Below are 15,825 nucleotides of genomic sequence, written 5' to 3'. Positions count from 1 at the left end.
CGCGCGACCTTGCCACGCCTACAATCCGGGCCATTATCGGGAATCCGCTTTCCCAACCCCCAATTCTTTCCATGCACACCGCGCCCGCACCCAAAGCAACGACAACGATCGTGCCGCGCCGTCTGCATGCGGCACCGGTTTCAACTTCTGGAGCTTTCCCATGTCTGCACTTTTCGACGCGACCGCCCTGGTCGTACCGTTTGAAAACCTGAGAATGACCGACGTCGAGGCGGTTGGCGGCAAGAACGCCAGCCTCGGCGAAATGATCTCGCAGCTGCCGCAGGGCGTGCGGGTGCCGACCGGTTTCGCGACCACGGCCCACGCATTCCGCCAGTTCCTGGCCCACGACGGCCTGGCCGACAAGATCAGCAAGCGCCTCGCCGCGCTCGACACCGAAGACGTGCGCGCGCTGGCCGCCGCCGGCGCGGAGATTCGCGCCATGGTCGAGGCCCAGCCTTTCCCGGCCGACCTGCAGAAAGCCATCGGCGAGGCCTTCGCCACGCTGAGCGCCGGTAACCCCGCCGCCTCGTTCGCCGTGCGTTCCTCGGCCACCGCCGAAGACTTGCCCGACGCCTCTTTCGCCGGCCAGCAGGAAACCTTCCTGAACGTGGTCGGCATCGACGACGTGCTGCACAAGATGAAGGAGGTGTTCGCCTCCCTCTACAACGATCGTGCCATCAGCTACCGCGTGCACAAGGGCTTCGAGCACGACGTGGTCGCGCTGTCGGCCGGCGTGCAGCGCATGGTGCGTTCCGACCTCGGCGCTGCCGGCGTGATGTTCACCATCGACACCGAGTCGGGCTTCGAAGACGTGGTGTTCATCACCTCCAGCTACGGCCTCGGCGAAACGGTGGTGCAAGGCGCCGTGAATCCCGATGAGTTCTACGTCCACAAGCCGACCCTCAAGGCCGGCAAGAAGGCCGTGATCCGCCGCAACCTCGGCTCCAAGCTGATCCAGATGGAGTTCGCCACGCCCGAAGAGAAAAAGGCGAGCGGAAAGCTGGTGAAGACCACCGACGTCAAGGCCGAGCAGCGCAACCGCTATTCGCTGAGCGACGCTGACGTCGAACAACTCGCCAGGTACGCACTGGTCATCGAAGAACACTATGGCCGTCCGATGGACATCGAGTGGGGCAAGGACGGCACCGACGGCCAGCTCTACATCCTGCAGGCGCGCCCCGAGACGGTGAAGAGCCAGCAACAGGGCAAGGCCGAGCAGCGCTACAAGCTGCTGGGCAAGGGCGCCGTGCTCGCCGAAGGCCGTGCCATCGGCCAGAAGATCGGCACCGGCCCTGTGCGCCTGGTGCACAACATCAGCGAGATGGACAAGGTGCAGGCCGGTGACGTGCTCGTCACCGACATGACCGACCCCAACTGGGAACCGGTCATGAAGCGCGCCGCCGCCATCGTCACCAATCGCGGCGGGCGCACCTGCCATGCGGCCATCATCGCGCGCGAACTGGGCATTCCGGCCGTGGTCGGCTGCGGTGACGCAACCGACCTGCTGAAGGACGGCACGCTGGTCACCGTGAGCTGCGCCGAGGGCGACACCGGCTTCATCTACGACGGCCTGCTCGAGACCGAAGTGACGGAAGTGCAGCGCGGCGTGATGCCCGAGATCGACATCCAGCTGATGATGAACGTGGGCAACCCCCAGCTCGCCTTCGACTTCGCGCAACTGCCGAACCACGGCGTGGGCCTGGCGCGGCTCGAATTCATCATCAACAACAACATCGGTGTGCACCCGAAGGCGATCCTCGACTACCCGAACGTCGACAACGACCTGAAGAAGGCCGTCGAGTCGGTGGCCCGTGGCCACGCCTCGCCGCGTGCCTTCTATGTCGACAAGGTCGCCGAAGGCATCGCGACCATCGCGGCGGCCTTCTGGCCCAAGAAGGTCATCGTGCGCCTGTCGGACTTCAAGTCGAACGAGTACCGCAAGCTGATCGGCGGCAGCCGCTACGAGCCGGAAGAAGAGAACCCGATGCTGGGCTTCCGCGGCGCCGCGCGCTACCTGAGCGCTGATTTCGGCGAAGCCTTCGCGATGGAATGCGAAGCGCTCAAGCGAGTGCGCAACGACATGGGCCTGACCAACGTTCAGATCATGGTGCCCTTCGTGCGCACGCTGGGCCAGGCCGAGCGCGTGACCGGCCTGCTCGCCGAGCACGGCCTGAAGCGCGGCGAGAACGAACTCAAGCTGATCATGATGTGCGAGGTGCCGAGCAATGCCATCCTGGCGGATGAGTTCCTGCAGTACTTCGACGGCTTCTCGATCGGCTCGAACGACCTCACCCAGCTCACGCTGGGCCTGGACCGCGACTCGGGCCTCGAACTGTTGGCCGCCGACTTCGACGAGCGCGACCCGGCCGTCAAGGCGATGCTGAGCCGCGCCATCAAGGCCTGCAAGGACCAGGGCAAGTACGTCGGTATCTGCGGCCAGGGCCCCAGCGACCATCCGGACTTCGCACTGTGGCTGGCGGAGCAGGGGATCGAATCGATCTCGCTGAATCCCGACAGTGTGATCGACACCTGGCAGCAGCTCGCCAAGCGCTGACCCGCAAAGGCACTGGGCCATGGGCCCGCCGCGCTACAGACTTCGGGAATCCCCACAGGGGGATTTCCCGCGTCAGCTTGGTGTCATTGAAACAAGATGCGTTTCCGATGTCAGACTTGCGGCTTAACGGGGCGCATCCCGGCAGCTCGCGGGGGACACCATCATGATTCTTGTAAAGACAGACGCCGGCCAGCAGGTCCTCAAGGATCGCTCGGTGCCGCTCACGCCGCGCCAGCGATCGGCATTCATCCTGTTCGACGGCAAGCGCTCGGTCGATGACGTGATCGCCGCCGGCATGGGCATCACCGCGGAGGACATCAATCAGATGGTGGAACTGGGCGTGCTGGCGCCGGTGGGCGGCAAGCCTGCGGCGGCGCCGGCCGGGGAGGCCGTGGCCCCCGAAGTTCCGAAGCCGGCTGTGGATGCCGCCGGCTCCGGGCGCAGCAAGCAGCAGCGGTACAAGGACGCCTATCCGATCGCCACGCAACTCACCGGCAGCCTGGGGCTGATGGGTTTCCGGCTCAACCTGCAGGTCGAGGGCACCACCAGCTACGAGGACCTCGTTGCGCTGGCGCCGAAGATCCGCGCCGCCGTCGGGCCAGAGAAAGCCGCGGCGCTCGACAAGGCCCTCAACGACTGAGTACTTGCCGGGATGGCCGATACAGGGCTATAATCGCCGGCTTTGCCTTGCCACACTGCGCCCGACGCTGCAGGTGGCTTTTCCTCTTCTTCGGAAGAATCCACAAGGAGTGCCATGCGTCACTACGAAATCATTTTGCTGATCCACCCGGATCAGAGCGAACAAGTTCCGGCCATGCTGGAGCGCTACAAGGGCCTGATCACGGCCGGCGGCGGCAAAGTCCACCGCGTTGAAGACTGGGGCCGCCGTCAGCTGGCCTATCAGATCAACAAGCTCAACAAGGCTCACTACCTGTGCGTCAACATCGAAGCTGAACAAGCCGTGATGGGCGAACTGGAACACGCGTTCAAGTTCAACGATGCCGTGCTGCGTCACCTCACCGTCCAGAAGAAGAAGGCCGAAACCGGTCCTTCGTCGATGATGAAGACGGTCGAGCGCGAAGAAGCCCGCAAGGCCCAGCAGGCCGAATACGCCGCCAACAACAACTGATGGCGTGACTGCTGCCGCTGCGGCAACCGGGGTCAACCAGCTTCTGCTGACCGCCTCCGTTGCCGAACTCGGAGCCCTGCGATACACGCCAGCCGGCTTGCCCGCCATCGACCTGAAGCTCGAACACGAATCGACGCTCCAGGAGGCAGGCAAACCCAGGCAGGTGAAGACGGCCCTCAAGGCCGTTGCCTTCGGCGCCATCGCCGAACGGCTCGCAAGACAGTCGATGGGAAGTCTCTGGCGTTTTCAGGGCTTCCTGGCGACACCGGGCAACGGCAAGCATCCGGTCCTGCACATCCAGGATTTTCAGCAAGATTAATTTTCGACAAGAGGTCCCCAAATGGCCACGTTCAAGAAATTCAACAAAGACAAGCGCCCGAAGCGCAACACCCAGTCGCTGCTGTTCAAGCGCAAGCGCTTCTGCCGCTTCACCGTCGCTGGCGTCGAAGAAATCGACTACAAGGACATCGACACGCTGCGTGATTTCATCAGCGAAAATGGCAAGATCATCCCCGCACGCCTGACCGGCACGCGCGCGATCTACCAACGCCAGCTGAACACCGCCATCAAGCGCGCGCGCTTCCTGGCCATGGTGCCGTACAGCGACCAGCACCGCGTCTAAGGAGCCGAGACCATGCAAATCATTCTTCTGGACAAGGTTCTGAACGTCGGCGGCCTGGGCGATATCGTCAAGGTCAAGGACGGCTACGCACGCAACTTCCTGATCCCGACGGGCCGCGCCCGCCGCGCCACCGCCGCCAACAAGGCCGAATTCGAAGCCAAGCGCGTCGAACTCGAAAAGGCTGCGGCTGCCAAGCTGGCCGAATCGCAAGCCCAAGGCGAAAAGCTCGGCGGCACGACTGTCAAGCTGACGCAAAAGGCTGGCGTCGACGGCCGTCTGTTCGGCTCGGTCACCAACGGCGACATCGCCGAAGAACTGGGCAAGCAAGGCTACAAGGTTGCCAAGTCGCAAGTGCGCCTGCCCAATGGCCCGATCAAGGTCGTTGGCGACAGCACCGTGAGCGTTGCGCTGCACACCGACGTGGTGGTCGACATCACCGTGACGGTCTACGGCGAAACCGCCTGATCGTCTACGGCGCCTCCGTGCGCTGCAGCAAAAGCCGCCTTCGGGCGGCTTTTCTTTTTCTGCGCTCGGGTTATCCAGTCGATTGCACTGGAAGATCACTGTTTATTCACAACCTTGTCCACACGCGCATCCGCGTGCGCGGCTTAGCATGCAGGGTTGCAAGGGAAGTCCATGTCCGCCGTTTTCTCCTATGCCGACAATGACCCGTCGGCCGATCGCCAAGTCGCTCAACTGCGCATTCCGCCTCACTCCATCGAGGCCGAATCGAGCGTGCTCGGCGGCCTGCTGCTCGACAACGGCGCCTGGGACCGAATGGGCGACCTGCTGGTCGACGGTGATTTCTATCGCCACGAGCACAAGCTGATCTATGCCGCCATCGGAGGGCTGATCAATGCCAGCAAGCCAGCCGATGTGATCACGGTCTACGAGCAACTGCAGAACCTCGGCAAGGCCGACGAGATCGGCGGGCTCGTGTACCTGAACTCGCTCGCGCAGTACGTGCCCAGCGCGAGCAATATCCGCCGCTATGCCGAGATCGTGCGCGAGCGCTCGATCCTGCGCAAACTCGTCACCGCCAGCGACGAGATTGCGACCAACGCCTTCAACCCGCAGGGCAAGGCGGTCGACAAGATCCTGGACGAAGCCGAACAGAAGATCTTCAACATCGGCGAAGAAGGCACGCGGATGAAGCAGGGCTTCCAGAGCATGGATGCCCTGGTGGTTGACCTGCTCGACCGCGTGACCGAAATGGCCGAGAACCCGAACGACATCACGGGCATTCGCACCGGCTTTCACGACTTCGACAAGATGACCTCCGGTCTGCAGCCGGGCGACATGATCGTGCTGGCCGCGCGTCCATCGATGGGCAAGACCTCGCTCGCGATCAACATCGCCGAGCACGTGGCGCTCGAGGAGGGGCTGCCGGTGGCGGTGTTCTCGATGGAAATGGGTGCCTCGCAACTCGCGGTGCGTATCGTCGGCTCCATCGGGCGCATCGACCAGGGCCACCTGCGCACCGGCAAGCTCAGCGACGAGGAATGGCCGCGCCTCACCGAAGCCATCGAGAAGCTGCGCACCGTGTCGCTGCACATCGACGAAACGCCGGGCCTGTCGACCAGCGAACTGCGTGCCAATGCGCGCCGGCTTGCGCGCCAGTACGGGCGCCTTGGCCTGATCGTGGTCGACTACCTGCAGCTGATGTCGACCAGCAGTTCGGGCGACGAGAACCGCGCCACGGCCGTGGGCGAAATCTCGCGCGGCCTGAAGATGCTGGCCAAGGAACTCAAGTGCCCGGTGATCGCGCTGTCGCAGCTCAGCCGCGGCGTGGAAAGCCGCACCGACAAGCGCCCCATGATGAGCGACCTGCGCGAATCCGGCGCCATCGAGCAGGACGCGGACATCATCATGTTCATCTACCGCGACGACTACTACAACAAGGAGTCGAAGGAGCCGGGCGTGGCCGAGGTGATCATCAGCAAGCACCGCAACGGTCCGACCGGCACTGTCAAACTGGCCTTCCTGAAGCCGATCACCAAGTTCGAGAACCTGGTGGGCTACAGCAACAACGACCAGTACTGACGCAGCGCGTCAGCCAGCGTTGCTGCCGGACCAGGGCGGCGAGGTCGGTGGCTTTTGCTTCATCGCCTTGCCGTGCGCCGTCTCGGCCTTCACCTGCCGCAGCAGGTCGGCCAGCGTCTTGCCGGGTTCGTCGCGAAAGCGCTCGGGCAGCATTTCGATCGTGTCCATGCGGTCGAGGCGAAAGCCGCGGAAGTCGTTGCGCAGCTCGCACCAGGTCGAGAGCGTCCAGACCTTGCCCCAATAGAAGCAGCCGAGCGGGCGAACCGTGCGTTCGCTCGCATCGCCTGACACATCGTGGTAGCTCAGTCGCAGCTTGTTGTGCGACTGCACCGCCTCGCGCAGCGTCTGCAGCCGCGTGCGCAGCGTGTCGTCCAGGCCCATTGCAGGGGCATAGAGTGCCAGCGCCTCGGCCGAGACGCGTGCCGCCGGCGGCAGCACCGACAGGATCTTGCCCAGCCCGGTCTCGATGTCGCGCGCCAGTGCCGGATCGACCCAGCTCTGCGCGAGCCGCGCCGCGGCCATCAGCGCTGAGGCCTCGTCCTGCGTGAACATCAGCGGCGGCAGCTCGAAGCCCGCGCCCAGCCGGTAACCCACGCCGGCCTCGCCCTCGATGGGCACACCCTGGTGCTGCAGGTCGGCCACGTCGCGGTACACCGTGCGCTCCGACACCTCGAGGCGCTGCGCCAGGAACGCAGCCGTGGTGAGCCGGCGTCCGCGGATGAGCTGCACGAGTTGGAAGAGGCGGTCGGCGCGGCGCATCAGCGGGTTTCGGTGAGCTTCTTCGCGAAGCCTTCGACGAAGCAGTGCTTGCCGCGCTGCATGGCCGCCTTGACGTTCGGCAGATGAAGGCAGCCAGCCAGCCGGGCGCGCCGGTTTTTCCTGATGTTCATGAAACTCCGATGTAGACCGCCACCCTGTCAGGCCCTTCGTAGGCTTCGAAATCGCTGCGGTAGCTGCGCGCGATTTCCGGGTGAGCTTCGAAATACTGCCAGATGCGCTGCCAGGTGGCGATGATCATCTGCGGCATCTTGCCCTGGCCGGTGAACACGAGGTAGTTGCCAGCCTCGATGGCAAGGCTGCCTTCGCCGCCCGAGACGGCGACGCCCGTCGTCACGTCGAAGGCGTCGCGGGCGTCCGACTCGTAGGCCGAGTAGACACCGAAGAGGCGGACGTCAGTGGTGCGGTGCGGCGTTGACTCGTATGTCTGTTCGCCGAAGAACCGATCCCACAATGCGCCGATGCGGGCCGTGGCGGGGGCGTTTTCTTCACGGTTGGTGGTGCGGGCGGTGAGGCCCGCGACGCGGAAGGCGTCCTGGTGTTGGCGGATGGGTTCCATAGGGCTTGTCCTCAAAGTGCCAGCGTCTTCGGATCGGCCTTCATGGCCCGGACGATCAGCTTCATGTCGGCATCGGTGATGTCGAACATGCCGAAGCGAAACTTGTAGCCCCATTGCCTGGGGTTCTCGATGAAGGCCAGGCGCTCGATCAATGGCGCGATCGGCGCCTCGCACCCGGCCGCGTAGGCCACGTCGCGCCGCCACGGCACGAAGCCGTCGCCCATGTCGAACTCGTAAGGCTCGCCGGGCTGCACGACGCCGATCGACACGAAGCTCTGCAGCTTGTCCGTGCCGCCGAACACCGTGGCCGGCGAGTAGTAGACGACGCGGTCGCCCGCCGCGACCCGCTTGAGCGGCGCATGCTTGCCATGGCCGACCTGCATGAAGCCGAGCGGCCGGTGGTCGCGGCCGCGCCGAGCATGCACGGCGCTGGCCACGGCGATCCAGTTGCGTTGCGTCATGACGGAATCACTCCAGGGAGTGGAGGCCGACCTCGTTGCCTTCGGTGTCGCGCAGGTGGGCGATGAAGCCCATGCCAGGCGGCAGCGCGGACTTGGGCGCCACGATCTGGCCGCCGGCCGCCTCGACCCGCGCGAGCACGGCGTCGATGCTGGGCATGCAGTCGAGGTAGATGCGGATGCCGGTGCCGGCGCGCGCGCTCGCGTTGGCGCCGGCCTGCAGGGCGCCGCCGGTAGCGGGATCGTCATAGGGGAACACGGCCAGCGTCTGGCCACCGAAGTTCTCCCGGCGCAGCTTGCGGGCCAGCACGGTTTCGTAGAAGGTTTGCGCGCGGTCCATGTCGGCGACGGGGATCTCGAACCAGCTGATGGCGTTCTGCTTGTACATGGGTGTTCTTTCGTGTGGTTGAAGGAGCCCCGATGGTGCGGACCGGCTCCTGACAACGTCTTGTCAGCAGGCTGTCATCGCAGGCGAAAAAAAGCCCGCGACGCCCCTTGGGGCACGCGGGCTCTTGTCGGCCAGGAGCCGCGGCTTAGAGCACGTCGCTCGCGAAATCCGCCAGCCGCGAGCGTTCGCCGCGCGCCAGCGTGATGTGCCCGCCGTGCGGCCAGCCCTTGAACTTGTCGACTGCGAAGGTGAGGCCCGAGGAGCCTTCCGTGAGGTACGGTGTGTCGATCTGCGCAAGATTGCCCATACAGATGATCTTGGTGCCGGGGCCGGCACGGGTGATCAGCGTCTTCATCTGCTTGGGCGTGAGGTTCTGCGCCTCGTCGATGATCACGTACTTGTTGAGGAAGGTGCGCCCGCGCATGAAGTTCATGCTCTTGACCTTGATGCGGCTGCGAATCAGCTCGTTGGTGGCCGCGCGGCCCCATTCGCCGGCACCGCCGCCGTCGCCCTTGGCCAGGAATTCGAGGTTGTCGTCGAGCGCGCCCATCCAGGGGCCCATCTTTTCTTCCTCGGTGCCGGGCAGGAAGCCGATGTCTTCACCCACGCTCACGGTCGCGCGGGTCATGATGATCTCGGTGTAGCGGCGGTCGTCGAGCACCTGCGTGAGGCCGGAGGCCAGCGCCATCAGGGTCTTGCCGGTGCCGGCGGTGCCGGTCAGCGTGACGAAGTCGATCTCCGGGTCCATCAGCAGGTTCATCGCGAAGTTCTGCTCGCGGTTGCGCGTGTTCACGCCCCAGACCGCATTTTTGCCCGAGCTGTAGTCCTTCAGCGTCTTGAGCACCGCGGTCTTGTCGCGGATCTCGGTGACGCGGGCGTACATGCTCGGCTCGCCGGGCGCCTCGAAGTACACGAACTGGTTGATATACAGGTTGGGCACCAGCGGGCCGCTGATCCGGTAGAAGGTGTTGCTGCCGCTCTGCCAGCTCTCGACCGTCTTGCTCTGGCGGGTCCAGAAGTCGGGCGGCAGCGCCAGCGAGCCGGCGTAGAGCAGGTCGCCGTCTTCCAGCGTCTTGTCGTTCTGGTAGTCGTCGGCGGCCAGGCCCAGCGCACGCGCCTTGACGCGCATGTTGATGTCTTTCGATACCAGCACCACTTCCTGCTTCGGCTTGCCCGGCCGGTCCTTGGCGTACTCGTCGCGCAGCGCGTGCACCACGCCGAGGATCTGGTTGTCGGCCTTGCCCTGGGGCAGGCTGATCGGCAGCGAGTAGTCGAGCGGAGCGGTCTGGAAGAACAGCCGGCCGCCGGCCTCGCGGTGGCCGGTGGTGTCGAGCTTCAGGCCCCTGTCGATGTCGGCGTCCTGCGCGGCGGCCAGCGCGTCGAGCGTGCGGCTGGTCTGGCGGCCGTTGCGCGCGACTTCGGTGGTGCCTTTCTTGTGGCCGTCGAGCTCTTCCAGCACGATCATCGGCAGGAAGATGTCGTGCTCCTCGAAGCGGAACAGGCACATCGGGTCATGCAGCAGCACGTTCGTGTCGAGCACGAACAGCTTGGCGGGGCCGGTGGATTTGCTGCGTTTGGGCCGCGCCGGTGCCTGCGGCGCCGGGGCGGGAGCAGGGGAAACGGCGACGACCGGTGCCTTCGTCTCAACCTGGATGAGGGCTTGCGGCTGGGGCGCGCTCACGGGCGCGGGCGCCGGTTTCGACTTGGCCCGGCGTGCCGGACGCACGGTCTCGCCGCCGCCGGCACCGTCGGTGCCGAGGCTGTCGAACAGTTCCAGCGGCTGCGGGCTGCGCGCCGTGGTCTCGTCAGCGCGCGAATCGCCGGAGCGGCGCGAACCCCTGTGCGAGGACCGGGCGGGTGCGTCGATCGCGTCCGGCGAGAGCAATGCAGCGCGTTTCGTGGGGGCGGGAGGCAATGGCATGTGTCAGATCGCTCGCAGAAAGTGGGAACCAGAAAACAAAAAAGCCGCCTGAAGACCAAGGCGGCTTTGTTCGGGGGATGCGGTCGTGGAGCTCAACGGCATGAGCCCATTATGCACACCGCGGATGACGCGCCGGGGGCACTTTACGCACTGCGTTGGGCATTTCCCACGCAAGAGCGGAAAAGCGCACGTCCGGCTCGCCGGGAGGCGGTCAGGCGGCCTTCTTGAGCGCCTTGACGGCCTTGAGCACGTCGTCGACATGGCCAGGAACCTTGAGCCCGCGCCATTCGGCCTTCAGGATGCCGTCGGCGCCGATCAGGAAGGTGCTGCGCTCGATGCCCTTGACCTTCTTGCCGTACATGATCTTGTTCTTGACGACACCGAACATGTGGCACATTTTTTCTTCGGTGTCGGCGATGAGTTCGAAGGGCAGCTCGAGCTTGGCCTTGAATTCGTCGTGCGACTTCATGTTGTCGCGGGATACGCCGAACACCGTGGCACCGGCCTTTTCGAAGTCCTTATAGCGGTCGCGGAACTGCATGGCTTCGGTAGTGCAACCCGGAGTGTTATCTTTCGGGTAAAAATACATGACCAGCACATGGCCGAGATGCGAGGTATTCGAGACCTTGAGGCCGCCCGTGGCGTTGGCGTCGAATTCAGGAATGGGTTTGTTGACAACGATCGCCATGAAACTTGTTTTCTCCGTTAGATTCCGCTCCTGAGCCCTCTCGCCCCGTTTCGGACGGGGCTTGCTCAAGGAATGGAGGATTGGTCGTTGCTAACTTAGGGGTAGCTGGCCTGTTCGCAACCCGGTATTTTACCCCGAAAACACCTCTCTCAGCCACGCGGCGGGCTCTCGACCAGCAGGGCGGCGATCACGTGCCGGCCTTCTCCAGCCAGGATGTTGTAGGTTCGGCAGGCGGCAGCGGTGTCCATGGTCTCCACACCGGTGCGTTGCGCCATCAGGGGCTTCAGCCAGCCAGGCTGGGGAAAGCGGATGCGGTTTCCGCTGCCGAAAATGATCAATTCCGCGCCCAGGGAGGCCAGTTGCTCGAAATGTTCGGCGCCGAGCTGGTCGAAGCTCGAGCAATTCCATTCGAAGCGCTCGCCGCGCGAGCCCACCACCACGCTGCCTTCGACCTTTTCGTTGTTGATCGCAACCCAGCCGGGGCCGTGCGCGGTAAGGGACTGGGCGTCGGATTTGTCGGGCTGGAGCTTCATCTGGGCACTGGGAACTGTGGTCAAATTATAGGTTTTCCCTAGTGCCACGGGGCTCGCAAGGGCCTTTGCCTTCGAGTAAGCAACCCGTTTCAACCCGTTAATCCGCGCCCGGGAGGGCCCTTTGAAGCAGCTCAAGAAATCGGCCAAGCTGGCCAACGTTCTCTATGACATCCGCGGTCCCATCATGGATGCCGCCAAGCAGATGGAAGAGGACGGCCAGAAGATCATCAGGCTCAACATCGGCAACCTCGCCGTGTTCGGCTTCGATGCTCCCGAGGAAATCCAGCAGGACATGATCCGCAACCTGCCCGCATCGGCCGGTTACTCGGACAGCAAGGGCGTCTTTGCCGCGCGCAAGGCGGTGATGCACGAGACGCAGAAGCAGGGCATTGCGGGCGTCACCCTCGACGACATCTACCTGGGCAACGGCGCCAGCGAACTTATCGCCATGTCCACCAACGCGCTGCTCAACGACGGCGACGAACTGCTGCTGCCAGCCCCCGACTACCCGCTGTGGACCGCCTCCACGAGCCTGTCGGGCGGCACGCCGGTGCATTACCTGTGCGACGAGGCCAACGGCTGGATGCCGAACCTCGACGACATCCGCGCCAAGATCACGCCGCGCACCAAGGGCATCGTGGTCATCAACCCGAACAACCCGACCGGTGCGCTGTATTCCGACGAACTGCTCAAGAGCATCGTGGGCATCGCGCGCGAACACAGCCTCGTGATCTTCGCCGACGAGGTCTACGACAAGGTCCTTTACGACGGCGTCAAGCACACCGCCATCGCCAGCCTGTCGAGCGACGTGCTCACGCTCACCTTCAATTCGCTTTCCAAGAGCTACCGCTCGTGCGGCTACCGCGCCGGCTGGCTCGTGGTGTCGGGCGACAAGCGCAGCGCGCAGGACTACATCGAGGGCCTGAACATGCTCTCGAACATGCGCCTGTGCGCCAACGTGCCGGGCCAGTGGGCCATTCAGACCGCGCTCGGCGGCTACCAGAGCATCAACGATCTCGTGTGCGAGGGCGGCCGCCTGCGCCGCCAGCGCGACCTGGCCTACGAACTGATCACCGCCATTCCGGGCGTGAGCTGCGTTAAACCCAGCGCAGCGCTCTATATGTTTCCCAAGCTCGATCCGGAGGTCTATCCGATCGACGACGACCGCCAGTTCTTCCTCGAGCTGCTGAAGGACACCCGCGTGATGCTGGTGCAGGGCACCGGCTTCAACTGGGCCACGCCGGATCACTTCCGCATCGTGTTCCTGCCCCATGAGGACGACCTGCGCGAGGCCATCAACCGCATCGCGAGGTTCCTGGAGCAGTACCGCCTGCGCCGCAAGTCGCGCCCATGAAGCCTGCCTGCATCGCTGCTGCCGCCACACCATCGAAACCATGAACGCGACCATCCCAATGAAACCCATCCAAGTAGGCCTGCTCGGTGCAGGCACGGTCGGCAGCGGCACCTTCAAGGTGCTGCAACGCAACCAGGAAGAGATCAAGCGCCGCGCCGGCCGCGGCATCGAGATCACCATGGTGGCCGACCTCGACACCGCCCGCGCTCGCGAAGTGGCCGGCGAGGGCGTCAAGGTGGTTGCCGATGCGCGCGAAGTCATCGCCAACCCCGACATCGACATCGTCATCGAGCTGATCGGCGGCTACGGCATCGCCAAGCAGCTGGTGCTCGAGGCCATCGCGGCCGGCAAGCACGTGGTGACGGCCAACAAGGCGTTGCTCGCCGTGCACGGCACCGAGATCTTCGCGGCCGCGCACGCCAAGGGCGTGATGGTGGCCTTCGAGGCTGCGGTGGCCGGCGGCATCCCGATCATCAAGGCGCTGCGCGAAGGCCTCACGGCCAACAGCATCCAGTGGCTGGCCGGGATCATCAACGGCACCACCAACTTCATCCTGTCTGAGATGCGCGACAAGGGCCTGGACTTCGCGACCGTGCTCAAAGAAGCGCAACGCCTGGGCTACGCCGAAGCCGATCCGACCTTCGACATCGAGGGCGTGGACGCCGGCCACAAGGTCACGCTGATGAGCGCCATCGCCTTCGGCATTCCGGTGCAGTTCGACAAGGCCCACATCGAGGGCATCACCAAGCTCGCCGCGCAGGACATCAGGTACGCCGAGCAGCTGGGCTACCGCATCAAGCTGCTGGGCGTTACCAAGCGCACCGCCAAGGGCATCGAGCTGCGCGTGCACCCGTCGCTGGTGCCGTCCAAGCGCCTGCTTGCCAACGTCGAAGGCGCTATGAACGCGGTGGTGGTGCACGGCGACGCCGTGGGCACCACGCTCTACTACGGCAAGGGCGCGGGCAGCGAGCCGACCGCCAGCGCCGTGATCGCCGACCTCGTCGACATTACCCGCCTGCACACGGCCGACGCCGCGCACCGCGTGCCGCACCTGGCCTTCCATCCCGACGCAATGAGCGACCTGAAGGTGCTGCCGATGTCGGAAGTCGTCACCAGCTACTACCTGCGCCTGCGCGTGGCCGACCAGGCCGGCGTGCTCGCCAAGGTCACGGGCCTGCTGGCCACCGCCGGCATCAGCATCGACGCCGTGCTGCAGCGCGAAGCCGACGAGGTGGGCGGCGAAGGTTCCACGCAGACCGACCTGATCATCCTCACGCATGACGCGCGCGAAGGCACCGTCAACGACGTGATCGCCGAATTGCAAGCACTGCCGACCGTGCTCGAACCCATCGTGCGCATCCGCAAGGAAGAGTTGAAGTGAACTACCTGAGCACCCGCGGCCACCCGGACCGCAAGCGCTTCTGCGAAATCCTCCTCGAAGGCCTTGCGCCCGATGGAGGCCTCTATCTGCCCGAGGCGTATCCGCAGGTCGACACTGCCACGCTCGCCAAATGGCGCGCGCTGCCGTACGCCGAACTGGCCTTCGAGATCCTCTCGCTCTACATCGACGACATTCCGCCGGCCGACCTGAAGGCGATCTGCGCGAAGACCTACACCGCCGAAGTGTTCGGCACCGACGAGATCGTGCCGCTGCGCGAGCTCGAAGACGGCGTGTACCTCGAAGCCCTGTCCAACGGCCCCACGCTGGCCTTCAAGGACATGGCGATGCAGCTGCTGGGCAACTTGTTCGAGTACGAGCTGGCCCGCCGCGGCGCGGAGCTCAACATCCTCGGCGCCACCAGCGGCGACACCGGCAGCGCGGCCGAATACGCCATGCGCGGCAAGAAGGGCGTGCGCGTCTTCATGACCTCGCCCGACGGCCGCATGAGCCCGTTCCAGCAGGCGCAGATGTTCAGCCTGCAGGACGAGAACATCCACAACATCGCCATCACCGGCGTGTTCGACGATTGCCAGGACATCGTCAAGGCCGTGTCGAACGACCTGGGCTTCAAGCGCAAGTACCGCATCGGCACCGTCAACTCGATCAACTGGGCGCGACTGCTGGCGCAGGTCGTCTACTACTTCGCCGGCTATTTCCAGGCCACGGCGAGCAACGACAAGCCGGTGAGCTTCACCGTGCCCTCGGGCAACTTCGGCAACGTCTGTGCGGGCCACGTGGCGCGCTCGATGGGCCTGCCCATCCAGACGCTGGTGGTCGCCACCAACGAGAACGACGTGCTCGACGAGTTCTTCCGCACCGGCGTCTACCGCGTGCGCGCGGCCGTCGACACGCACGAGACCTCCAGCCCGTCGATGGACATCAGCAAGGCCAGCAACTTCGAGCGCTTCGTGTTCGACCTGGTCGGGCGCGATGCGGCCAAGCTGCGCAAGCTGTTCGTGGACGACCTGGGCCTGCAGGGCAGCTTCGACCTCAGCGCCGACCCGGCGTTCAAGCAGGCCGCCGAACGCTTCGGCTTCAAGAGCGGCCGCAGCACGCACGCCGACCGCCTGGCCACCATTCGCGACACCGACAAGCGCTTTGCCACGCTGGTCGACCCGCACACGGCAGACGGCCTGAAGGCCGCGCGCGAACAGCTCGTGCCCGGCGTGCCGATGGTGGTGCTCGAAACCGCGCTGCCGATCAAGTTCGCGGCCACGCTGGTCGAGGCGCTCGGCGCGGAGCCCGCGCGGCCGAAGAAGTTCGAAGGCATCGAGGCGCTGCCCAAGCGCGTCGTCAAGCTGCCTGCGGATGCCGAGGCCGTCAAGGCCTACATCGCCGAAAACTGTGGCTGATCGCGG

Annotated in this window: 18 protein-coding genes; 10 read left to right on the top strand and 8 right to left on the bottom strand. The window is 64.9% G+C overall.

The window, feature by feature from the left end:
* Window positions 1-160: 160 nt before the first annotated feature.
* The 7 genes from ppsA to dnaB all read left to right on the top strand — a co-directional run bounded on the left by ppsA (window position 161) and on the right by dnaB (window position 6,348).
* Window positions 161-2,554, top strand: coding sequence for a phosphoenolpyruvate synthase (ppsA, locus tag ACEOAB_RS18765; protein ID WP_056590729.1), 2,394 nt, complete (start codon window positions 161-163; stop codon window positions 2,552-2,554).
* Window positions 2,555-2,717: 163 nt separating this feature from the next.
* On the top strand, window positions 2,718-3,194 hold the full coding sequence (locus tag ACEOAB_RS18760) for a hypothetical protein (RefSeq protein ID WP_413748228.1): 477 nt from the start codon (window positions 2,718-2,720) through the stop codon (window positions 3,192-3,194).
* A gap of 114 nt (window positions 3,195-3,308) precedes the next feature.
* The gene (gene rpsF / locus ACEOAB_RS18755) at window positions 3,309-3,683 is read left to right on the top strand and encodes a 30S ribosomal protein S6 (protein WP_007830775.1); all 375 of its coding nucleotides are present in this window, start codon (window positions 3,309-3,311) and stop codon (window positions 3,681-3,683) included.
* Window positions 3,684-3,687: 4 nt separating this feature from the next.
* Complete coding sequence (priB, locus tag ACEOAB_RS18750) at window positions 3,688-4,002, top strand: primosomal replication protein N (RefSeq protein ID WP_056590733.1); 315 nt, start codon at window positions 3,688-3,690, stop codon at window positions 4,000-4,002.
* A gap of 21 nt (window positions 4,003-4,023) precedes the next feature.
* Window positions 4,024-4,305 carry a 30S ribosomal protein S18 gene (rpsR, locus tag ACEOAB_RS18745; protein WP_007830781.1) on the top strand — a complete coding sequence of 94 codons (282 nt, stop codon included), beginning with the start codon at window positions 4,024-4,026 and terminating at the stop codon, window positions 4,303-4,305.
* Window positions 4,306-4,317: 12 nt separating this feature from the next.
* Window positions 4,318-4,770: a 50S ribosomal protein L9 gene (rplI, locus tag ACEOAB_RS18740; RefSeq protein ID WP_007830783.1), complete on the top strand. Its 453-nt coding sequence runs from the start codon at window positions 4,318-4,320 to the stop codon at window positions 4,768-4,770.
* 171 nt (window positions 4,771-4,941) lie between these two features.
* The gene (gene dnaB, locus ACEOAB_RS18735) at window positions 4,942-6,348 is read left to right on the top strand and encodes a replicative DNA helicase (RefSeq protein WP_413748229.1); all 1,407 of its coding nucleotides are present in this window, start codon (window positions 4,942-4,944) and stop codon (window positions 6,346-6,348) included.
* Window positions 6,349-6,357: 9 nt separating this feature from the next.
* Here dnaB and ACEOAB_RS18730 read toward each other — a convergent pair whose 3' ends face one another.
* From ACEOAB_RS18730 to ACEOAB_RS18695, 8 genes are all read right to left on the bottom strand, one after another.
* A complete protein-coding gene (locus ACEOAB_RS18730; protein ID WP_413748230.1) occupies window positions 6,358-7,107 on the bottom strand; it encodes a helix-turn-helix transcriptional regulator in 750 nt (249 codons plus the stop codon).
* The gene (locus tag ACEOAB_RS18725; RefSeq protein ID WP_268810529.1) at window positions 7,107-7,238 is read right to left on the bottom strand and encodes a hypothetical protein; all 132 of its coding nucleotides are present in this window, start codon (window positions 7,236-7,238) and stop codon (window positions 7,107-7,109) included. The genes ACEOAB_RS18730 and ACEOAB_RS18725 overlap by 1 nt, the downstream gene beginning before the upstream one ends.
* Window positions 7,235-7,684 (bottom strand): GyrI-like domain-containing protein, encoded by a 450-nt coding sequence (locus ACEOAB_RS18720; protein WP_413748231.1) that lies wholly within the window; start codon window positions 7,682-7,684, stop codon window positions 7,235-7,237. Before ACEOAB_RS18720 ends, ACEOAB_RS18725 begins: the two co-directional genes overlap by 4 nt.
* Before the next feature lie 11 nt (window positions 7,685-7,695).
* Complete coding sequence (locus ACEOAB_RS18715; RefSeq protein ID WP_495653040.1) at window positions 7,696-8,145, bottom strand: EVE domain-containing protein; 450 nt, start codon at window positions 8,143-8,145, stop codon at window positions 7,696-7,698.
* 7 nt (window positions 8,146-8,152) lie between these two features.
* Entirely contained in the window at window positions 8,153-8,530 is a 378-nt protein-coding gene (locus tag ACEOAB_RS18710; RefSeq protein ID WP_007830797.1) for a VOC family protein, read from the bottom strand.
* A gap of 145 nt (window positions 8,531-8,675) precedes the next feature.
* Window positions 8,676-10,451: a PhoH family protein gene (locus ACEOAB_RS18705; RefSeq protein ID WP_056590748.1), complete on the bottom strand. Its 1,776-nt coding sequence runs from the start codon at window positions 10,449-10,451 to the stop codon at window positions 8,676-8,678.
* Window positions 10,452-10,662: 211 nt separating this feature from the next.
* Entirely contained in the window at window positions 10,663-11,139 is a 477-nt protein-coding gene (locus ACEOAB_RS18700; protein WP_007830801.1) for a peroxiredoxin, read from the bottom strand.
* Window positions 11,140-11,288: 149 nt separating this feature from the next.
* Window positions 11,289-11,672 carry an Mth938-like domain-containing protein gene (locus ACEOAB_RS18695; RefSeq protein ID WP_056590750.1) on the bottom strand — a complete coding sequence of 128 codons (384 nt, stop codon included), beginning with the start codon at window positions 11,670-11,672 and terminating at the stop codon, window positions 11,289-11,291.
* 121 nt (window positions 11,673-11,793) lie between these two features.
* Between ACEOAB_RS18695 and ACEOAB_RS18690 the strand changes: the two genes are divergently transcribed.
* From ACEOAB_RS18690 to thrC, 3 genes are read left to right on the top strand one after another with little or no spacing between them, the layout of a single operon-like run.
* On the top strand, window positions 11,794-13,026 hold the full coding sequence (locus ACEOAB_RS18690) for a pyridoxal phosphate-dependent aminotransferase (RefSeq protein WP_413748232.1): 1,233 nt from the start codon (window positions 11,794-11,796) through the stop codon (window positions 13,024-13,026).
* A 58-nt stretch (window positions 13,027-13,084) separates the two neighbouring features.
* Entirely contained in the window at window positions 13,085-14,407 is a 1,323-nt protein-coding gene (locus tag ACEOAB_RS18685; protein WP_056590756.1) for a homoserine dehydrogenase, read from the top strand.
* A complete protein-coding gene (gene thrC / locus ACEOAB_RS18680) occupies window positions 14,404-15,819 on the top strand; it encodes a threonine synthase (protein WP_413748233.1) in 1,416 nt (471 codons plus the stop codon). Before ACEOAB_RS18685 ends, thrC begins: the two co-directional genes overlap by 4 nt.
* Window positions 15,820-15,825 lie beyond the last annotated feature (6 nt).

This window comes from Variovorax sp. Varisp53 (genome assembly GCF_059491555.1).
Note: the sequence above shows the minus strand (reverse complement) of the source record. Positions and strands in the feature narration are given on the sequence as shown.